The organism is Streptomyces candidus (assembly GCF_014207445.1).
Classification (GTDB): domain Bacteria; phylum Actinomycetota; class Actinomycetes; order Streptomycetales; family Streptomycetaceae; genus Streptomyces; species Streptomyces candidus.
In genome coordinates, this window is record NZ_JACHEM010000004.1 from 297308 (window position 1) to 315983 (window position 18676).

Below are 18676 nucleotides of genomic sequence, written 5' to 3' on the forward strand. Positions count from 1 at the left end.
GCTCTACAGCGTCGCCACGAATGCGTGCCAGGCCTCGGCGGGGAAGGTCAGCGCGGGGCCGGTGGGGCGCTTGCTGTCGCGGACGGCGCGCCCGTCAGCAAGGGTGCATGCCACCTCTACGCAATCCCCTTGCTGGTCCGAGTACGACGACTTGGTGAACGGGCTTGTGATTTCAGTGGTCACAGTTCCTCTTCCAATTGCCTTGGTGCAGCGAGGAGTCGCTGAATCCGTTCCGCACTCTCTTCGGGGGACAGCGCGGCGGAACGGAGCCGGTCGAAGATATTGACGTACAGAGCCAGGTCCTCCGGCCCCTCGACCACAGAGGTGTTCGGCGCGTTCCGCACCGCTACAGCCTCCACGTGCGGCTCCAGCCCGAAGGAGAACGCCACGAACGCTCCGGACATGCCTGCTGCCACGCTGGCAGCGGTGGGGAGCACCTGGACCGTGACGTTCTGCCTGCGGCCGGCGTCGAGTAACCGCACCCATTGACCACTTGCCAAGTGCGGGTCGCGAGCCAACGAGGTGATGGCCGGCTCCCAGATGATCGCGGTGAAGTGCGTCCCGCCCTCTTCGATCCGTCTTTGGCGCTCCTGCCGGACTTTGACGGACTGGGCCACACGTTCCGGGGTGAAGAAGGTCGGCCCGGACCGGATGACGGTCTCCGCGTACTCCGGAGTCTGCAACAGCCTCGGAATGAGTGCGGGTTCCCAGGAGCGGATGTAAGTGGCGTCGCTCTCCAGCGTGATGTGGTCCGCATAGTCGGGGCGCACGATCTCTTGGTAGTCGAGCCACCAGCCCCGTTCATTGCTGGTGCGGGCCCATCCCTCCAACCGCTCACGCTCTCCCCGGTCTTGTACGCCGTACCGCTCCAGCAGAGTTCGTACTTCCAGCGCCGAGGCCGAGACCTGGCCACTCTCCAGACGACTCACCTTGGTGACGGACTTCATGATCGACTCAGCCGCTGCGGCCTGGTCCAGGCCTGCCGCCTCCCGGTGGCGCTTCAATGCCGCCCCCAGCCTCCGGCTCCGGACGGTGGGCCTACCACCTGCGGGCATGCCAACTCCTCTCCACGTGCTCCCAGTTTGCCGTCTCAACTCCAAGCCGAGCCAGCCAGACCGCACCGCCAAAAAGTCCGCAAATTTGCGAGAGAGCTACTTGCGGTAGCGAATCGAACGCCTCTAGCTTGATTGCGTGACGTGCTGCAAGCGAATCAATGCAGTGCGTGATCTTCGAGTCAAAACCGAAACCCCCGCGACCGTGCGACCGGTCCGGGGGCGTGGCCAACGCTTAAGAGGAGCGTCGACGTGCTGGATTTTATCTCTCGACTCTGCGGGCCGCTGCTGCGGGTCCTGTTTCCGCCATCGGGGCGGCATCGGCCGGACGTACCCGGCCCTCGGCCTGCGCGCCGGGACGTGGTGCGGCGGCGGCTCATGGTCTGCCGGGCCGCACTCCCCCTCGCGCCGCTCGGCTTCTCCGTGGCGCACGGAGGCGTGCCGCTCGACCTGGCGGCCCGGCGCTCGTACCAGCGGCAGGAGCGCGTGCAGACCCGGCTTCGGCGGGAGCGGCGGCGGGCACTGTGGCTCGCCACGTACGGGATCGACGTAGGGCCTCGCGTGATTCACGGAATGGCGGTGCGGTGATGGGTGAACGGGAGGACTTGGTGGAGTTGCGTTGGCAGCGGCATCCCAGGTGCGTGGGACTGGCACGTGGGGAGCTCCGCAAGTCCCTGGCCTCGTGGGGGCTTTCGGAGTGCGAGTTCACGGCCGTACTGGTGCTCTCCGAGCTGCTGACCAACGCCGTCCAGCACGCCCGGGTGCCGGGGCGGCAGGTGGCCACCCGGTTCAGCCGGAGCGGGTCCATGGTGCGTATCGAGGTGCACGACGCTTCCCCCGTATGGCCGGAGGTGAGGGTTCCGGACCCGTACTCGTGCGGCGGACGCGGGCTCGGGCTGGTGGCCGAGCTGTCCGACCAGTGGGGCGTGAGTGACCGTACCGGGGTCGGGAAGTGCGTCTGGGCAGAGCTGGGGCCGGGGTAGCCCTCAGCCGCCGGCTCCGTACAGGGGGGACGGGAACTCCGCTGCCGTGCCGGATGGCTCGGCGGCGGTGGTTCCGGCGGGGGGGGGGCGGGCTGCCTGGTCCCGCAGTGCCGCGTGGCGCGGTGCCAGGTGGCGCGGTTCCGCCGCGGGGCAGGGGGTGCCGGACCGTGCCGTCCGGCCGCACCCCCGGGGCTGCCGCGGGGCTCCGCAACCGCCCCTACGCCGACGGCACCTTCCGCCGCGACTGGCTGCGCACCGCTCCCACACTCGCGCCGATGACCAGCGCGATGGCCAGCGCGTCCACCAGCGACAGCGCCTGGTGCAGCACGAGGAACCCGGCCCCGGCCGCGATCGCCGGCTCCAGGCTCATCAGCACCGCGAACGTCGACGCCGGCATCCGCCGTAGGGCGATCATCTCCAGCGTGTACGGCAGTACGGACGACATCAGCGCCACGGCTGCCCCCAGCAGGAGCGTCATCGGGTCGAACAGCTTCGCCCCCGCGCTCACCACTCCCAGCGGCAGGCTCAGCACCGCGGCCACGCCCAGCGCCAGCGCCAGCCCGTCCGCCTGCGGGAACCGCCGCCCGGTCCGTGCGCTGAAGACGATGTACGCGGCCCAGCACGCTCCGGCACCCAGCGCGAAGGCCGCCCCCGCCAGGTCCAGCCCGCCGAACCCGGCGACCCCGAGCAGCGCCACTCCCGCCAGGGCGAGCCCGGCCCACACCACGTTGATCCACTGCCGGGTCGCGAACACCGACAGGGCGAGCGGCCCGAGCACTTCGAGCGTCACCGCGGCCCCCAGCGGAATCCGCTCCGCCGCCTGGTAGAACAGCCCGTTCATCCCCGCCATGGTCACGCCGAAGATCAGGACCGTCGACCAGTCCGCCCTCGTGTACCCGCGTACCTTCGGCCGGCAGATGACCAGCATCGCCAGAGCGGCCAGGGCGAGCCGGAGCGCGACCACGCCCGCCGCCCCCGTCCTGGGCATGATCAGCACGGCGAGCGAGGCCCCGAACTGGACGGAGAACCCCCCGGCCACCACCAGCGCCACGGGCCCCAGCCCACCGCCCCGCATGCGCCCGCGCAGCCCACCGCCCTTCAGCCCGCCCTTGCTCGCGGCGAGGACACCGGCCTCGGCGTCGGCGGTGACTCCGGCGGGAGCCTGAACCTCGTTCACTGTGATGCACCTCTTGTTCAATGGGCTGTACCTCATGGTGGCATGCCAGGTAGCTGCACCGCACCGGATTTCCGGGGCGGGCCCGGCCCCCCGCCCCGCACTACAGCGCGTCCGCCAGCACCTCGGCCAGGTGACGGGCGCGCGGTCCTTCCGTCAGCTGCTCCAGCTGGGTCCGGCACGAGTAGCCGTCGGCCAGGAGTTCACCGCCGGGCACCAGCGCCCGGACGGCGGGCAGCAGCTGGTCCTCGGCGCAGGCCGTGGACACCTCGTAGTGGCCCTTCTCGAAGCCGAAGTTCCCCGCCATGCCGCAGCAGCCACCCACCAGTGTGCCGGTCAGACCGGCCCGGTCGCGCAGCCGGCGTTCCGCGTCGTCGCCCAGGACGGCGTGCTGGTGGCAGTGGGTCTGGCCCGCGACCGGGCGGTCCAGCCGGGGCGGGGTCCAGTGCGGGGCGTACTCCTCCAGCGTCTGCGCGAAGGTACGGACGCGGGCGGCGAGGCGGGCCGCCGCGGGGTCGTCGGGGAGGAGCTCGGGAAGGTCCGTGCGCAGGGCGGCGGCACAGCTGGGTTCGAGGACCACCAGGGGGAGGTCCCCGGTGCGCGGTTCCCCGCCGGCCGCTCGCACGGAAGCGGCGGGCAGGCCCTGGCCGGCCGGCTCCGCGGTGGCGCCCGGCAGCTCCCCGCCGATCGCCCGCACGGTACGGCGCATGACCTCACGGGCCCGGTCGAGCTGGCCCGTGGAGACGTACGTCAGCCCGCAGCACAGGCCCGCGCGAGGCAGCCGTACCCGCAGACCCGCCGCCTCCAGGACGCGTACCGCGGCGATGCCCACGGAGGGCGAGAGGTGGTTGGTGAAGGTGTCGGGCCACAGGAGCACCGTCGGGGCCCCGGCGGCGACGGGGACCGGGGGGCGTGTGCGCGCCCAGTGGCGGAAGGTGCGGGGGGCCAGCTGCGGAATCCTGCGCTCCGGGGCGATGCCGGTCAGCTTCTTGGCCAGGGCGGACAGGGCGTCGACCCGGGCCGCCGCGTTGGCCTGCCGGGCGAAGGGGGCGGCCAGCCGCAGCCACTCGGCGAGGCGGCCCAGCGCGTAGTGGGAGGGCGGCCTGAGGCGGCCCCGGTAGTGCTGGTGGAGGAACTCGGCCTTGTAGGTGGCCATGTCCACGCCCACCGGGCAGTCCGTGCGGCAGCCCTTGCAGGAGAGGCAGAGGTCGAGGGCCTCGGCGACCTCGGGGGACCGCCAGCCGCCCTGGACGACCTCGCCCGCGAGCATTTCGTGCAGCAGCCGGGCCCGGCCGCGCGTGGAGTGGGCCTCCTCGCCGGTGGCCCGGTAGGAGGGGCACATCACGCCCGCGCTGCCCGCCACCGACTCCGTGCGGCACTTGGCCACGCCCACGCACCGGCGGACGGCGGCGGAGAAGTCGCCGCCGTCGTGCGGGTAGGAGAACGCGAGGCCGCGCACCGGCTCCGCCGGCAGAACGGCGAAGCGGAGGTTCTCGTCAAGGCGGGCGGGGCGGGCCAGCACGCCCGGGTTCATGCCGCCCGCCGGGTCCCAGACGTCCTTGAAGCGGGAGAAGAGGGAGACCAGTTCGGGACCGTACATCCGGGGCAGCAGTTCTGCCCGGGCCTGGCCGTCGCCGTGTTCGCCGGAGAGGGAGCCGCCGTGGGCGGTGACCAGGTCGGCCAGTTCCTCGGAGAACCGGCGGAAGGCGGCGATTCCCGGTGCGCTCAGCAGGTCGAAGTCGATGCGGACGTGGATGCAGCCGTCGCCGAAGTGGCCGTACGGGGTGCCGCGCAGGCCGTGCGCCGAGAGCAGCGCCCGGAAGTCGCGCAGGTACGCGCCCAGCCGGGCCGGGGGTACCGCGCAGTCCTCCCAGCCGGGCCACGCCTCGGAGCCGTCCGGCAGCCGGGTCGCCGTCCCGCTGGCGTCCTCCCGCACACGCCACAGGGCACGCTGCGCCGCCGCGTCCGCGATCACCACGCCGTCCACCGCGTCCGAGCAGCCCCGGACGATGTCCTGGGCCCGCGCCCGTGCCTCGGCCGCGCTGTCGCCGCCCGTCTCGACGAACAGCCAGGCCGCGCCGCGCGGCAGCAGCGCCCGCTGCCGCTCCGGTACGAGATCGGCGGCCATGCCCTCCACCGTCAGCGGCCCGTACGCGAGGACGCCGCACGCCGCCTCGGCCGCGGCGCTCTCGTCCGGGTGGCCCAGTACGGCGAGGGCACGCGCGCGTGGCGCTTCCACCAGGGAGACGACGGCTTCGGTGACCACGCCGAGGGTGCCCTCGCTGCCGCAGAAAGCGCGGGCGAGGTCGACGCCGTTCTCCGGGAGGAGGGCGTCGAGCGCGTACCCGGAGATGCGGCGCGGAAGCGCGGGGAATCCGGTCCGCAGCAGCGCGAGGTTCTGCTCGACGAGGGGGCGCAGGCCCGGCCGCAGCGTTTCGGGCACGCTGTCCCAGCCGCCGCGCGACAGGTGCAGTTCCTCGCCGCCGTAGGTCAGGACATTCAGTGTGCGCACCTGGTCGGCGGTGGTGCCCCAGGCGACCGAGTGCGACCCGCAGGAGTTGTTTCCGATCATGCCGCCGAGGGTGCAGCGGCTGTGGGTGGACGGATCGGGGCCGAAGGTCAGCCCGTACGGGGCCGCCGCCGCCCGCAGGTCGTCGAGCACGACGCCGGGGCGGACCAGCGCCGTGCGGGAGCCGGGGTCGAGGTCGAGGATCCGCCGCAGGTGCCGCGTGGTGTCCAGGACGACGCCCGTGCCGGTCGCCTGGCCCGCGAGGGAGGTGCCGCCGCCGCGCGGGACGACGGGCACGCCGTGGGCCCGGCAGACGGCGAGGGCGGCGGCGACGTCGTCGGGGTCGCGCGGGGCGACGACGCCCAGCGGGACCCGCCGGTAGTTGGAGGCGTCCATCGTCATGAGGGCGCGGGCGGCGGCGTCGAAGGACACCTCGCCGCGGACGGCCGCCCTGAGGTCCGCCGCGAGGGCGGAGGTGGGTCCGGATGCCAACTCGGTCGTCTCACGCCGCTGTTCAGCCATGCGCCCAGGATGCACGGTGCGGCCTATCGGTCGGAGTCGGCCGACTTGTCCCTCGTATTTATCGGGAATACGAACAAGAACTTTCCCAACTGATCATCAACTCTCTTATAGTGAGCACGCCTTACGGCGGATTTCCCGCTTCCGATCCTCCCTGCGCACTCCTCCCCCGCACTCTTCTCCCTCGCCCCCTCAAGAGGCCCCTCGCCATGTCCACGCGTCGAGCGTCCGCACTCGCCCTGTCGATCACGGCGGTCCTCAGCGGCCTGCTGCTCCTGTGGGCGGTGCTCGCCGCCCCCGAACAGGTGCGGTCCCCGCTGGCCTGGGGCGGGGGCCTGGCGGCCGTCCTGCTGACCGCCGCCGTCACCACCGCCACGTACGCCGGCGGGCAGGTGCGCGCCCTGCGCGACACCCTCGCCCGCAGGGACGACGACGCCCACCGGTTCGCCCACGAGACCGTTCCCGGCCTCGTCGGACGGCTGCGCTCCGGCGAGTCGACCGGCACCGCCCTCGCCGAGACCACCCGTTCCCTGGGCGAGCGCGCCGACGCCACCGCACGTGCCCTGCTCACCACGCTGGCCACCGAGGTCGGCCGCGGCGAGGCGTCCCGCGCGGCGGCGATGTCCGCGTGCGCGAACGCGGCGGGCCGCATGCAGGCACTGTCCACGAGCATGCTCGCCGACCTGCGCGAGATGGAGCACCGGCACGCGGACGAGGACGTACTCGCCGACCTGCTGCACCTGGACCACCGCACCGCCCAGGCAGGACGTCTCGCGGACAGCATCGCCATCCTCACGGGCGCACGTTCCGGTCGCCGCTGGGCGAAACCGATCGTGATGGAGTCGGTGCTGCGCGGGGCGATGGGCCGCATCAACGGCTACCAGCGCATCCGGCTGCACTCCACGAGCCAGGCCGCGGTCGCCGGTCACGCCGCCGAGGGCGTCATGCACGCGCTCGCCGAACTCCTCGACAACGCGGCGAACTTCTCCCCGCCCACGGCCGAGGTGCACGTCTACGTGGAGGAGGTCCCGGCCGGCCTCATCATCACCGTCGAGGACAGCGGCCTGGTGATGAGCGACGTGCAGCTGCGCCGCGCCGAACGCGCGGTGTCGTCGTCCGAACCGCTCGACCTGACGGGACTGTCGGGCACCCGGCTGGGCCTCGCGGTGGTCGGCTGCCTGGCCCGCAAGCACGGCCTCAAGGTCTCCTTCCGGCCCTCCGCGCGCGGCGGCACGGGTGCGCTGATGCTGCTCCCGCAGGAACTCCTCACCCAGCAGCCGCAGCCCAGCGCCCCCGCCCTGCGGCACGACACGGGCTCGACGCGGCTTCCGGCGCCCACCGCCGGCACCGGGCGCGAACCCACGGCCGGCGCCCCGCTCAAGGCGGCGACGCTCCCCGAACGGGAGAGCCTGCCGCCGGTACGCGCGAACCGCGAGCACTCCGCCGTACGCGACGACCGCGACCGTGGCCTGCCCCCCGTACGCGACGACCTCGCCTCCCCCGCCGCCCGGGACGACCTGGCCCTCCCCGTACGGGACCGGGAAGCCGTCCCCGACCACGCGCGCGCCGTGCAGCCGCCCGCGCCCCGCGCCGCGCTCCCCGCCGAGACCCGGAGCGTGGGCCAATCCGGGACCCGCGCCGGCCTCCCCGCGGAGACCTCCGAGCCCTCCGCACCCGAGACCCCCGCACCCGAGACCCCCGCATCCGAGACCACCGGCAGCCTCCCCCGGTTCGGCGACAGCGGCCTGCCCCAGCGGCGTCGCGGCCGGACCCTCGCCGCCGCGCACCCCCAGGGCCCGGACGCGCCGGCCAGGCCCGCCCCGCGGCCCGCCGAGCGCCGGGCCGCGACGAACCGCTTCAGCACGTTCCGCAAGGCAGTCCAGGGCCAGGACCAGGACGCCGCGCAGGACCCCGCCCCGAAGACCCCCCGCAGCACCGCCCCGCACCCGGAAGGCAACGACAACCGATGAGCGCCACCACCGACGAGAAGCTCAACTGGCTGCTGGAGAGCCTGCTGGAGCGCACCCCCGGCGCCCGGCACGCCCTCGTCCTGTCCCGGGACGGCCTGAAGCTGTGCCGCACCCCCGAGCTCTCCGTCGACCAGGCGGACCAGCTGGCCGCCATCGCCGCCGGCATCCAGAGCCTGACGCACGGCGCGTCGATCGAGTTCGGCGACGGCAGCGGCGGAGTGCGGCAGGCGATGGCCGAGTTCTACGGCGGCATCCTGTTCATCGTCGAGGCGGGCGCGGGCGCACACCTCGCGGTCGTCGCCGACGAGGACTCCGACGTCGGCCTGATCGGCCACAACATGAGCGAACTCATCGAGCAGCTCGGCGAGCACCTGAGCGCCGAACCGCGCACCGGCGACACGCACACCGCACGCGGCAGCACGGGCAAGGACGCCGACAGCACCCTTCCCGCATGAGTGCGCCCGGCACTCCGGGCGCACCGGACCGAAGGACCTCGCCGGGACGGCCGGGGCGCCCCGCGCACCGCAAGGCCCCCCGCCCCGGCCGCGACGACTCCCCCGACCGGCTCTACACCGTCACCGGGGGCCGCAGCCGTACCCATTCCGACGCGTTCGACCTGGTGACGCTGGTCGTCGCGGAGTGCGACCCGACGCCGGGCATGCAGTCCGAGCACGCGGCGATCCTGCGGATGTGCGACTACCCGATCGCCGTCGTCGAGATCGCCGCCGAACTCGGCCTGCCGGTCGGCATCACCCGCATCCTCCTCGCCGACCTGCTCGACACGGGCCGCATCAGCGCCCGTCACCCGCGTTCCGCCCCGGAATCCGCCCAACTCCCCGAACCCGAACTCCTGGAGCAGGTGCTCGTTGGCCTCCGCAACCTCTGACGCGACGACCGGTCAGGCACAAGAGCAGGCACAGGTCCCGGCCCCCCGCCCGGCCCCGGACCGTACGGGCGGCCCCCGCCTGTCCCGCACCGCCGACAACGGACTCAAGATCGTCATCGTCGGCGGCTTCGGCGTCGGCAAGACCACCCTGGTCCGCTCCGTCAGCGAGATCCGGCCCCTCAACACCGAGGAGACGATGACCCGCGCGGGTGAGGCCATCGACGACCTCAGCGAGGTCAGCGGCAAGTCCTCGACCACCGTCGCCTTCGACTTCGGCCGCATATCCGTGGATGCGCGCACGGTCCTCTACCTGTTCGGGGCGCCCGGCCAGGAGCGCTTCTGGTTCCTCTGGGACCGCCTCTTCTCCGGCACCCTCGGCGCGGTCGTCCTCGTCGACACCCGCCGGCTCGCCGACTCCTGGTACGCGATCGACCGGCTGGAGCACCACGGCACGCCGTTCGTCGTCGCCCGCAACGACTTCGGCGACGACAACCACACCGACGCCCAGGTCCGCGAGGCTCTCGACCTGCCCGACCACGTGCCGATGGTCACCTGCGACGCCCGTAACCGCACGTCCGCCAAGTACGTGCTGATCACCCTCGTCGAGCACCTGCACGCACTGTCGACCACGGCCCGGGAGAGCGCCCAGTGACCACACCACCCCCGGGCTGCCCGGCGCACGCCCCGTCCGCGGCGGACGCCTTCGCCGAGACGGCCGTCCCGCTGTCCGGGCCCCGCTTCCAGACCGATCCGGTCGCCCTCTACCGCGAGATGCGCCGCGAACACGGCCCGGTCGTCCCGGTCACCCTCCCCGGCGACCTCCCGGCCTGGCTGGTCGTCGGCTACCGCGAACTGCACCAGGTCACCTCCGACCCGGTGCTCTTCTCCCGCGACTCCGAGCTGTGGAACCAGTGGGAGCGGGTGCCCGCCGACTGGCCGCTGCTGCCCATGATCGGCCGCCGCCAGCCGTCGATCCTCTACACGGTCGGCGAGCGCCACACCCGCCGCGCCCGGATGGTCAGCGACGCCCTGGAGGCCGTCGACCCCTTCGAACTCAGGCGGTACGCCGAGCAGTTCGCGGACGGCCTGATCGACACGTTCTGCACCCGGGGCGAGACCGACATCGTCAGCCAGTACGCGATGCTGCTGCCCGTCCGCGTACTGGCGAAGATCTACGGCATCCCCGACACCCAGGGGCCGGGCCTCGTCACCGCCCTCAATGACATGATCGACGGCCGGGAACGCGCCCTCGCGGGCCAGCAGCACGTCGTCCGCACCGTCAGCGAACTCCTCGACGCCAAGCGGACGGTGCCGGGCCAGGACGTGGCGTCCCGGATGCTGGCCGACGCCGACGCCTCGGGTCCCGACGGCTTCGACACCGAGGACGTCCTCCAGGACCTGATGGTGATGATGGCGGCGGGCCACCAGCCGACCGCCGACTGGATCGGCAACACGCTGCGCCTGATGCTCACCGACGACCGCTTCACGGCCTCCCTGTCCGGCGGCCGGCACAGCGTCGCCGAAGCCATGAACGAGGTCCTCTGGGAGGACACCCCCAGCCAGAACGTGGCCGGCCGCTGGGCCGCCCGCGACACCCGCCTCGGCGGCCGGGCCGTCGCCGCCGGAGACCTCCTGCTGCTCGGCCTGGCGGCCGCGAACGGCGACCCCCAGATCCGTACCGACGCCTCCGTGCTGACCGGTGGCAACAACGCATTCCTCTCCTTCGGGCACGGCGAGCACCGCTGCCCGTTCCCCGCCCAGGAGACCGCCGAGGTCATCGCCCGTACCGCGGTGGAGGTCCTGCTCGACCGGCTTCCGGACATCGACCTGGCCGTCCCCGCCGACGCGCTCGTCCGCCGGCCCTCCCCGTGGCTGCGCGGCCTGTCCGCGCTGCCGGTGACGTTCACGCCGACACCCGCGCTCGCTCTGTGACCGGCCCGCCCGCACCGCTGCCCGCCGGCTGACACCCACCCCCACGGTGACGCCCGCCCCCACGACGCCCGATCCCGCCGACCCCCCACGGTGACCCCCACGTACCCACCCCTGCGCGCCCGGTGACGCTCACGCCCTCACCGGCGCCCACGCCCACACCTGCCCACGGAGGCCACGGATGACCACCGCACCGGACACGAACACGACCGCCGCGTCCTCCCCGGACGCCGCCCCGCAGTCCTGCCCGCACACCGGGGCCACCGGCACCCAGGACGCCGGGACGATCGTCCTCGACCCCTACGTCCGGGACCTCGTCGGGGAGGGCGCCCGGCTGCGCGCCGCCGGACCCCTCGCGCACGTGGAGCTCCTGGGCGGCGTGCGGTGCTACGCCGTCACCCACCACACCGAGGCACGCCAGCTCCTCAACGACCCGCGCCTGGTGAAGGACATCGACCACTGGAACGCCTGGCAGCGCGGCGAGATCCCGATGGACTGGCCGCTGATCGGCCTCGCCAACCCGGGCCGCTCGATGCTCACCGTCGACGGCCCCGAGCACCGCCGGCTGCGCACCCTGGTCGCGCAGGCGCTGACCGTGCGCCGGGTGGAGCGGCTGCGCGGCAGCATCGAGGACCTCACGAACACCCTGCTGGACGGCCTGGCGAGGCACGGCGCCGACGAGGTCGTCGACCTGAAGGCCGAGTTCGCCCAGCCGCTGCCCATGAAGGTCGTCACCGCGCTGATGGGCGTCGAAGGAGTCGACGGGCCGCGCATGAAGGAGGTCTTCGACCGGTTCTTCTCCAGCGAGACCGAGCCCGGCGAGATGCCGCGGATCATGGCGGAGATCGACGAGGTCTTCACCGCCGTCCTGGAGGAGAAGCGCGCGCACCCCGCCGACGACCTGACCAGTGCGCTCCTCCAGGCGGGCGAGGAGGGCGACCGGCTGACCGAGGAGGAGCTCCTCAACACCATCAAGGTGATGATCATCGCCGGTCACGAGACCACGATCAGCCTGCTCCTCCAGGCCGTCATCGGCCTGGAGACCCACCCGGAGCAGCGCGCGATGGTCCTCTCCGGGGAGGTGCCGTGGGAGAACGTCGTGGAGGAGACACTGCGCTGGTCCACCCCTACCTCGCACGTCCTGTTCCGGTACGCCACCGAGGACATCCCGGTCGGCGACACCGTCCTGCCCAAGGGCGAGGCGCTGATCGTCTCCTTCGGCGCGATCGGCCGCGACGAGCGGGTGCACGGCGACACCGCGGAGGACTTCGACATCACCCGCGACACCGTCAAGCACATCGCCTTCGGCCACGGCCCGCACGTCTGCCCCGGCGCCGCGCTGTCCCGGCTGGAGGCCGCCGTCGCTCTGCCCGCGCTGTACGCACGCTTCCCGGAGCTCACCCTCGCGGTGCCCGCGTCCGAGCTGCGCAACAAGCCCGTGGTCACCCAGAACGACCTCGTCGACGTCCCGGTCCGGCTCGGCAAGCAGGCCTGACCAGCACCTGTGCCCGGCGGAATCCACCGCGCGAGCCGGAGTGGCAGTCGTCTCATCCGCCGGACGGGTGTCACACCCGCCCCCGGAAGCGGCTACCCTCCGGCTCGTGGCTGAGATCCGGATTCCCGCTGACATCAAGCCCGCCGACGGCCGTTTCGGCGCGGGCCCCTCCAAGGTGCGGACGGAGGCGCTCGACGCGCTTGCCGCCACCGGCACTTCACTCCTGGGTACGTCCCACCGCCAGGCCCCCGTCAAGAACCTGGTCGGTTCGGTACGGGACGGCATCCGCGACCTGTTCTCGCTGCCCGAGGGGTACGAGGTCGTCCTCGGCAACGGCGGCTCGACGGCCTTCTGGGACGTCGCCACCCACGGCCTCATCGACAGCAAGTCGCAGCACCTGTCCTTCGGCGAGTTCTCGTCGAAGTTCGCGAAGGCCGCCAAGCAGGCCCCGTGGCTGGCCGACCCGACCGTGATCGCCTCCGACCCGGGCACCCACCCGGTGCCGAAGGCGGAGGCGGGCGTCGACGTCTACGCGTACACCCACAACGAGACCTCCACCGGTGTCGCCGCCCCCATCGAGCGCGTGGCGGGTGCGGACGAGGGCTCCCTGGTCGTGGTGGACGCCACCTCGGGCGCCGGCGGTCTCCCCGTCGACATCACCGAGACCGACGTCTACTACTTCGCCCCGCAGAAGTCCTTCGCGGCCGACGGCGGCCTGTGGGTGGCGGCGTTCTCCCCGGCGGCCCTGGAGCGCGCGGCCCGCATCCACGCGTCCGGCCGGCACGTCCCGGAGTTCTTCTCGCTGCCCACCGCGATCGACAACTCGCTCAAGAACCAGACGTACAACACCCCCGCCCTCTCCACGCTCTTCCTCCTGAACGAGCAGCTGGCCTGGCTGAACAAGCAGGGCGGCCTGGACTGGGCGGTCAAGCGCACCGGGACCTCCTCGGACGCCCTCTACTCGTGGGCCGAGACCTCCACGTACGCGACCCCGTTCGTCACCGACCCCGCCAAGCGCTCGCAGGTCATCGGCACGATCGACTTCGCGGACGGCGTCGACGCGGCGGCGATCGCCAAGGTGCTGCGCGCGAACGGCATCGTCGACACGGAGCCGTACCGCAAGCTGGGCCGCAACCAGCTCCGCGTGGCGATGTTCCCGGCGATCGACCCGGCGGACGTACAGGCACTGACGGCCTGCATCGACTACGTCATCGAGCAGCTCTGACGCCTTCGGGCGGCACGCAGGCAATGGGCCCCGGCACGCGGCGCGCGCGCCGGGGCCCATTGCTGTCCTCCGGCAGGAGTGAACTCGACCTGGCGGAGACCCTCCGAGCCGGGGGCCCGGGGCCACGGGCAGCTCCGGAGCCCGGAAACCCCTACCGGCTGAGCCGCCGGAACCTCCTCACCGCCAGGGGCAGAAAGACCGCCGTCACCACCAGCGGCCACACCACCCCCATCAGCACTGCGTTCTCCTCCACCCAACTCCCGCCGCCGGCCACCGGGTTGCCGAACAGCTCCCGTGCGGCGGTGACGGTGGAGGACACCGGGTTCCAGGCCGCGACCGTCCCGAGCCAGCCGGGCATCAGTGACGACGCCACGAAGAGCCGGGCTCTGCTCGGCCCGCGCACCCTGCACAGTCTGGAGGTGTCCCTGGCCGGGCTGCGCGGCATGACCGGATTCACCGATCCCGAGCTGATCTCGGTCATCATCGCCCTCCAGAGTTTCGCCACCGGCATCGCCCGCATGGAGGTCGAGACGACGGAGGCGGCGGAGGAGACCGGGCTCGACCACGAGTCGTTCTGGGCGGGCCAACAGCCCTATCTGGAACGGGCCATGGCGAGTGGGGTGTACCCGGTGATGGCGGGGCTGGCGGACGACACGTTCAACTACGAGTTCGACCACTTCGAGTTCGGGCTGGAGCGGATGCTGGACGGCTTCGAGGTACGGGTGGCGGACGGGGAGGCGGGAGCGCGACAGGAGTAGGGGGCCTTGGTGCGGAGCCGCGCGGTGGCCCCCTTGCACGGCTCCGCCGCGCGTCTCAGACGCCGGACGGGCTGAATGGCACCCCGCCCGCTACGCCCCGCGGCTCCGCTTGCGTCGCAGTCCCGCCCACAGCAGCACCGCTGCTCCGATCACCACCAGCGCGGTCACCCCGTTTCCCGCCGGTCCCCGTCCCCCGGCGGCGGACTCGGAGCCGTCCGACGGGCCGGGGCTCGCGCTGCCCGACGCACCGCCGGAGGACCCCGCCCCGCCGCTGCCCGGCGCCCCCTGTACCGCAAGCCGCGCCACCGCGCTCCGCTCCCCCTCCGCACCGAACAGCAACGACCTGCCGTCCAGGTCGAATGTGACCGACTCCGACTGCCCCCGGTAGCCGATATTCAGCGACCGCCCCTCGCCGAGTCCCCGGCCCCCGTCCTTCCAGGCGAAGCTCTCCGCCCCGAGGTAGGACCGCAGCACGAGCTCCCGCCCGTCGGGGGAGAACGCCCCGTCCGTCACCCACGGCACGTCCGCGACCTTCCGGAAGACGTTCGTCCCCTCCGTCGACAGCCGCGCCGGGCCCTCGTACAGGCCGCCCCCGCCCTGGTCCTTGCTGCCGATGTAGACCCGCCCCGTCGTCGGATGCACCATCAGCGCCTCCGCGTCCCGCGCCCCGTCCGCGTACTTCACGACGTACTGCGCCGCGTCGACCGTCCGGTCCTTCAGCACCTTCGGCTCCGCGAACCGGTAGATCCACACGTGGCTCCACGTGCCGCCCCGATTGTCCCCGATGTCCCCCACGTACACCGCACCGTCGGGCCCCACCGAGATCGCTTCCATGTCGCGCGGCTTCCCGACCCCCCGCATGGTGATCCGTGCGACCGTCTCGCCGCTCTTGCCGTCGACCGCGTAGACGTACGGGCCGTCCTGGTCGTTGTGCGTCCAGTACACGCCCGGATGCGCGCGGCTCGCCGCCAGCCCGCTGGACTCGGTGATCCGCGGATCCTTGATCGTGAACCCGTCGCCGTCGTCGGCGAGCGCGACCGGTGCGGACACGAGGACGGCCCCCAGTGCTGCGGCGGCCAGGACGACACACGTACGAGAAGAGCGCATGCACCCAAGTGTTCAGCATCACGGTGCACCGCCCGCACCGCATCCCCGATGATGATCGGATGCGCAGCTTCCTCTTCGTCGGCGACTCCATGACCATCGGCTGTCCCGGCGACTTCACATGGCGCTACCGCATGTGGCAGCACCTGGAAGCGACCCTGCACGGCGCGTACCGGATCGTCGGCCCGCGCACCGCGCTGTACGACCCGGCGACCGCCGCCCCCATCTCCCACGCGTACGGTGCCGACGACTTCCCGGCTGCCGCCCGCCGCCACCTCGCCGGCTGGGGCGAGGGCTGGCTGCACATGGCCCCGGCGATCCGTGCGGCCGTCACCGGGTCCGGCGCGGACACCGTGCTCGTCTCCCTCGGCCTCATCGACCTCGGGTTCTATACGAACGCCACGCAGACCGCCGCCAACCTCGACCTCTTCCTGGCCGAGGCCCGCGCCGCGAACCCGCACGTCCGTATCGCCATCCACCCCGTCATCCCCAACGTCCGGGCCGAACGCGACGCCGCGTTCGCCGCCGAGTGCGAACGCTTCAACGAGCTCCTCGCCAAGACGGTCGCCCACCGCGACGAGGCACGCTCCCCCCTCGTCCTGGCCACGCCCCACCCCACGTACGACATCCGCACCGACACCTACGACGGCACCCATCCCGGCCCGACCGGCGAACACAAACTCGCCGCGGCCTTCGCGGACGCGATGCACCAGGCGTGGGAACTGGGTGGCGCATACTCCCTCAATCATGCATTCGCGTAAGTCACCGGGATCCACCCCCGCCCCACCCGAGATCACGTACACCAACTGCCGCCGCTGCGGCACGGAGATAGCGGGTCTCGACGGCCGTTATGCCTGCGGCGTCTGCGGCTGGACCAACCATTACTCGGAGGGCTACCGTCCCCTCCCCACCGCGCGGGACGACCCGGACTGGACGGGCCCGCACTGCCGCTGACCAGCCGGGCGTTCGCCGCCATCCACCACGCCCGATGCCGCCCGTTCTCCCATGGCAGGCCGCTGCCCCGGGGCTTCGTAGGCGCACAACTCCTCGTCAGAGAAGGGGGTTGAGGTCCCATCGGTCCGACGGGCGTCGGACGGGCGGCCGTCCGACGTCATGAACCATGCCGCCGTCACGCACCGGCCTCCGACAGGATCGCGCGCGCCCCACCCCCTCCCCGCGGAATGCCCCGGTGACACGTGCACGTGAGACACTCTCCAGACCACCCTCCCCCTTCCGCGCAGCGCTCCAGCTCGCCGCGCGGGCTCCGTACGACCCCTCTCGGGCCCCCCGTCCGCCTCCGTGCCGACCCGCTCATTCCTGGCCCGGTTGGGCGCTCGCGCCCTGCAGGTGTCAGGATTGCCCCCATGGCAATCCAGACGTACTTCGACATCACCATCAACGACGAGCCCGCGGGCCGTATCACCTTCAACCTCTTCGAGGACGTCGTCCCGAAGACGGTCGAGAACTTCCGCGCCCTGTGCACGGGCGAGCAGGGCTTCGGCTACGCCGGTTCCGGCTTCCACCGCGTCATCCCGGACTTCATGCTCCAGGGCGGCGACTTCACGCGCGGCGACGGCACCGGCGGCAAGAGCATCTACGGCGAGAAGTTCGCCGACGAGAACTTCCAGCTCAAGCACACCAAGCCGGGCCTGCTGTCGATGGCCAACGCGGGCAAGAACACCAACGGCTCGCAGTTCTTCATCACGACGATCGTCACCGGCTGGCTCGACGGCAAGCACGTCGTGTTCGGCGAGGTCGCCGACGAGGAGAGCATGCAGCTCGTCAAGAAGATCGAGTCGCTGGGCTCGCAGAGCGGCCGCACCTCCGCGAAGATCACCATCGCGTCCTCCGGCCAGCTCTGAGCAACGGCCCCGGCACCACGCACCACCAGGGAGGCCCGGCGTCACGCCACCGTGACGCCGGGCCTCCCGGCATGCCGTCCCCGTGCTTCCCCCGTACTCGGTACTCGTGGCTCGTGTCTCGTGTCTCACGGGCTCGTCGGGGACGCGCCACTGCCCCTTCCCGGCCCTCACCCCGCCCCCCGCACCACTGCGGACACGGGCGCTTCGTGCGGGAGCCTACGGCCGGTGGAAGGAGACCTCCGGGTTCGCGGCCGTGGGGCCGTCCAGCAGGGGCTCCCGCTCGCCCTTCAGGTGGCGGTCGAAGAGGGCCCCGACGTAGTCCCGGGTGATCTCGGCGGCGCGCTTCCCGGAGAGGGGCGCCTGCGGGTTGACCAGACCTCGTTGCCCGCCCAGCACGGGGATGTCGTTGAAGGAGAAGTGCCCGGATTCGGCGACCGCCAGCCACCTCTTCCAGCCGTCGAGCCCCGCCCACGCCCCGAGCCACTCCTCGTGGCTGCCGGTGCCCGCACCGGGGCGGCGGTTGGCCTCGGTGCCGAGCAGCAGGAACGGCCGCCCGTTCATTCCCCCGCCCGGGTTCGCGTCCTTGAACCCGCCGTCCATGTTCGCCCCGGCCCTGATGCGGGAGTCCCGCGCCATCGCGACGGCGGAGCTGCTGCCGCCGATGGAGTGCCCGCCCATGCCGATCCGCCGCCGGTCGATGATCTTGGCGAACCCGCCGCTCCGGTCGAGGAGCCGGTCGATCAGGAAGGAGGCGTCGGCGGCCCGTACCCCGGGCACGTCCTTGGTCAGCGGGGCACGCAACGGGAGCGTGCGCCCGCCGGGGTACTCCGTGCCGAACGACTCGTGGGCGTGGTCCATGACCGCGACCACGTACCCCCGGGCGGCGAGTTCCTCGGCGAGGACGGTGAGCGTGGCCCGGTGCAGGGTGAACCCGGGAGAGAGCAGGACGAGCGGGTGCCTGCCGCCCAACGGCCGCGCCCCAGCCCGTGAGTTGACCCGCGTACCGCTGAGTTCCACGGCACTGATCTCGTCCGCGTACCCCAACCCGTCCAGCAGGGCCTGCGCCTCCCGCTTCTGCAGGTACGGGGAGGCGGCGGAGGCGGCACCCGCCGAGACGGCGGATGCGCCGAGGCTGAGGGCGACCAGGGCTGCTGCGGAGGCGACGAGACGCCGGTGTCGGTTCATGCCCCGAACGTACGGAGAGCAGGGC

Annotated in this window: 19 protein-coding genes and 1 pseudogene; 13 read left to right on the forward strand and 7 right to left on the reverse strand. The window is 72.5% G+C overall.

Going from position 1 to position 18676, the window contains the following annotated elements; translation table 11 throughout:
• Positions 1 to 3 precede the first annotated feature (3 nt).
• Entirely contained in the window at positions 4 to 183 is a 180-nt protein-coding gene (locus HNQ79_RS10055) for a DUF397 domain-containing protein (protein WP_185029226.1), read from the reverse strand.
• Positions 180 to 1055, reverse strand: a complete 876-nt coding sequence (locus HNQ79_RS10060; protein WP_185029227.1) for a DUF5753 domain-containing protein — start codon at positions 1053 to 1055, stop codon at positions 180 to 182. Before HNQ79_RS10060 ends, HNQ79_RS10055 begins: the two co-directional genes overlap by 4 nt.
• Before the next feature lie 249 nt (positions 1056 to 1304).
• Here HNQ79_RS10060 and HNQ79_RS10065 point away from each other — a divergent pair, with 249 nt between their 5' ends.
• Both HNQ79_RS10065 and HNQ79_RS10070 read left to right on the forward strand, forming a co-directional pair.
• Positions 1305 to 1640: a hypothetical protein gene (locus HNQ79_RS10065; protein ID WP_185029229.1), complete on the forward strand. Its 336-nt coding sequence runs from the start codon at positions 1305 to 1307 to the stop codon at positions 1638 to 1640.
• A gap of 53 nt (positions 1641 to 1693) precedes the next feature.
• A complete protein-coding gene (locus HNQ79_RS10070; RefSeq protein ID WP_229923527.1) occupies positions 1694 to 2035 on the forward strand; it encodes an ATP-binding protein in 342 nt (113 codons plus the stop codon).
• Between the two features lie 217 nt (positions 2036 to 2252).
• Here HNQ79_RS10070 and HNQ79_RS10075 read toward each other — a convergent pair whose 3' ends face one another.
• Both HNQ79_RS10075 and HNQ79_RS10080 read right to left on the reverse strand, forming a co-directional pair.
• Positions 2253 to 3110 carry an EamA family transporter gene (locus HNQ79_RS10075; RefSeq protein ID WP_185029577.1) on the reverse strand — a complete coding sequence of 286 codons (858 nt, stop codon included), beginning with the start codon at positions 3108 to 3110 and terminating at the stop codon, positions 2253 to 2255.
• A gap of 202 nt (positions 3111 to 3312) precedes the next feature.
• On the reverse strand, positions 3313 to 6240 hold the full coding sequence (locus HNQ79_RS10080) for an FAD-binding and (Fe-S)-binding domain-containing protein (RefSeq protein WP_185029233.1): 2928 nt from the start codon (positions 6238 to 6240) through the stop codon (positions 3313 to 3315).
• Positions 6241 to 6446: 206 nt separating this feature from the next.
• Between HNQ79_RS10080 and HNQ79_RS10085 the strand changes: the two genes are divergently transcribed.
• The 7 genes from HNQ79_RS10085 to serC all read left to right on the forward strand — a co-directional run bounded on the left by HNQ79_RS10085 (position 6447) and on the right by serC (position 13742).
• Positions 6447 to 8207: a sensor histidine kinase gene (locus HNQ79_RS10085; RefSeq protein ID WP_185029235.1), complete on the forward strand. Its 1761-nt coding sequence runs from the start codon at positions 6447 to 6449 to the stop codon at positions 8205 to 8207.
• Positions 8204 to 8662 carry a roadblock/LC7 domain-containing protein gene (locus HNQ79_RS10090; protein WP_185029237.1) on the forward strand — a complete coding sequence of 153 codons (459 nt, stop codon included), beginning with the start codon at positions 8204 to 8206 and terminating at the stop codon, positions 8660 to 8662. The genes HNQ79_RS10085 and HNQ79_RS10090 overlap by 4 nt, the downstream gene beginning before the upstream one ends.
• Entirely contained in the window at positions 8659 to 9093 is a 435-nt protein-coding gene (locus HNQ79_RS10095; RefSeq protein WP_185029240.1) for a DUF742 domain-containing protein, read from the forward strand. Before HNQ79_RS10090 ends, HNQ79_RS10095 begins: the two co-directional genes overlap by 4 nt.
• Before the next feature lie 79 nt (positions 9094 to 9172).
• Positions 9173 to 9745 (forward strand): GTP-binding protein, encoded by a 573-nt coding sequence (locus tag HNQ79_RS10100; protein WP_185029578.1) that lies wholly within the window; start codon positions 9173 to 9175, stop codon positions 9743 to 9745.
• Positions 9742 to 11025, forward strand: a complete 1284-nt coding sequence (locus tag HNQ79_RS10105) for a cytochrome P450 (protein ID WP_373312561.1) — start codon at positions 9742 to 9744, stop codon at positions 11023 to 11025. Before HNQ79_RS10100 ends, HNQ79_RS10105 begins: the two co-directional genes overlap by 4 nt.
• Positions 11026 to 11203: 178 nt before the next feature.
• Complete coding sequence (locus HNQ79_RS10110) at positions 11204 to 12517, forward strand: cytochrome P450 family protein (protein WP_185029242.1); 1314 nt, start codon at positions 11204 to 11206, stop codon at positions 12515 to 12517.
• Between the two features lie 106 nt (positions 12518 to 12623).
• On the forward strand, positions 12624 to 13742 hold the full coding sequence (gene serC, locus HNQ79_RS10115; RefSeq protein ID WP_185029245.1) for a phosphoserine transaminase: 1119 nt from the start codon (positions 12624 to 12626) through the stop codon (positions 13740 to 13742).
• A gap of 151 nt (positions 13743 to 13893) precedes the next feature.
• On the opposite strand, the pseudogene HNQ79_RS33620 reads toward serC, so the two are convergent.
• Positions 13894 to 14118: pseudogene (locus HNQ79_RS33620) on the reverse strand (ABC transporter permease); the annotation flags it as partial.
• A 43-nt stretch (positions 14119 to 14161) separates the two neighbouring features.
• On the opposite strand from HNQ79_RS33620, the gene HNQ79_RS10120 reads away from it, so the two are divergent.
• Positions 14162 to 14500, forward strand: a complete 339-nt coding sequence (locus HNQ79_RS10120; protein WP_311772286.1) for a TetR/AcrR family transcriptional regulator C-terminal domain-containing protein — start codon at positions 14162 to 14164, stop codon at positions 14498 to 14500.
• Positions 14501 to 14590: 90 nt separating this feature from the next.
• On the opposite strand, the gene HNQ79_RS10125 is transcribed toward HNQ79_RS10120, so the two are convergent.
• Positions 14591 to 15607, reverse strand: a complete 1017-nt coding sequence (locus tag HNQ79_RS10125; RefSeq protein ID WP_185029247.1) for an SdiA-regulated/phytase-like domain-containing protein — start codon at positions 15605 to 15607, stop codon at positions 14591 to 14593.
• 59 nt (positions 15608 to 15666) lie between these two features.
• Here HNQ79_RS10125 and HNQ79_RS10130 point away from each other — a divergent pair, with 59 nt between their 5' ends.
• The 3 genes from HNQ79_RS10130 to HNQ79_RS10140 all read left to right on the forward strand — a co-directional run bounded on the left by HNQ79_RS10130 (position 15667) and on the right by HNQ79_RS10140 (position 17466).
• The gene (locus tag HNQ79_RS10130; RefSeq protein ID WP_185029248.1) at positions 15667 to 16365 is read left to right on the forward strand and encodes a GDSL-type esterase/lipase family protein; all 699 of its coding nucleotides are present in this window, start codon (positions 15667 to 15669) and stop codon (positions 16363 to 16365) included.
• The gene (locus HNQ79_RS10135) at positions 16352 to 16558 is read left to right on the forward strand and encodes a hypothetical protein (protein WP_185029249.1); all 207 of its coding nucleotides are present in this window, start codon (positions 16352 to 16354) and stop codon (positions 16556 to 16558) included. Before HNQ79_RS10130 ends, HNQ79_RS10135 begins: the two co-directional genes overlap by 14 nt.
• A 410-nt stretch (positions 16559 to 16968) precedes the next feature.
• On the forward strand, positions 16969 to 17466 hold the full coding sequence (locus HNQ79_RS10140) for a peptidylprolyl isomerase (protein WP_185029250.1): 498 nt from the start codon (positions 16969 to 16971) through the stop codon (positions 17464 to 17466).
• 216 nt (positions 17467 to 17682) lie between these two features.
• On the opposite strand, the gene HNQ79_RS10145 is transcribed toward HNQ79_RS10140, so the two are convergent.
• Positions 17683 to 18651 (reverse strand): alpha/beta hydrolase family protein, encoded by a 969-nt coding sequence (locus HNQ79_RS10145; protein ID WP_185029251.1) that lies wholly within the window; start codon positions 18649 to 18651, stop codon positions 17683 to 17685.
• Positions 18652 to 18676: the final 25 nt, after the last annotated feature.

Bases quoted from the DNA above. Each gene is read 5' to 3' on its own strand.
- HNQ79_RS10060 (WP_185029227.1), bottom strand. From the start codon at position 1,055: ATGCCCGCAGGTGGTAGGCCCACCGTCCGGAGCCGGAGGCTGGGGGCG.
- HNQ79_RS10075 (WP_185029577.1), bottom strand. From the start codon at position 3,110: ATGCGGGGCGGTGGGCTGGGGCCCGTGGCGCTGGTGGTGGCCGGGGGG.
- HNQ79_RS10080 (WP_185029233.1), bottom strand. From the start codon at position 6,240: ATGGCTGAACAGCGGCGTGAGACGACCGAGTTGGCATCCGGACCCACC.
- HNQ79_RS10085 (WP_185029235.1), top strand. From the start codon at position 6,447: ATGTCCACGCGTCGAGCGTCCGCACTCGCCCTGTCGATCACGGCGGTC.
- HNQ79_RS10090 (WP_185029237.1), top strand. From the start codon at position 8,204: ATGAGCGCCACCACCGACGAGAAGCTCAACTGGCTGCTGGAGAGCCTG.
- HNQ79_RS10095 (WP_185029240.1), top strand. From the start codon at position 8,659: ATGAGTGCGCCCGGCACTCCGGGCGCACCGGACCGAAGGACCTCGCCG.
- HNQ79_RS10110 (WP_185029242.1), top strand. From the start codon at position 11,204: ATGACCACCGCACCGGACACGAACACGACCGCCGCGTCCTCCCCGGAC.
- HNQ79_RS10125 (WP_185029247.1), bottom strand. From the start codon at position 15,607: ATGCGCTCTTCTCGTACGTGTGTCGTCCTGGCCGCCGCAGCACTGGGG.
- HNQ79_RS10130 (WP_185029248.1), top strand. From the start codon at position 15,667: ATGCGCAGCTTCCTCTTCGTCGGCGACTCCATGACCATCGGCTGTCCC.
- HNQ79_RS10135 (WP_185029249.1), top strand. From the start codon at position 16,352: ATGCATTCGCGTAAGTCACCGGGATCCACCCCCGCCCCACCCGAGATC.
- HNQ79_RS10140 (WP_185029250.1), top strand. From the start codon at position 16,969: ATGGCAATCCAGACGTACTTCGACATCACCATCAACGACGAGCCCGCG.
- HNQ79_RS10145 (WP_185029251.1), bottom strand. From the start codon at position 18,651: ATGAACCGACACCGGCGTCTCGTCGCCTCCGCAGCAGCCCTGGTCGCC.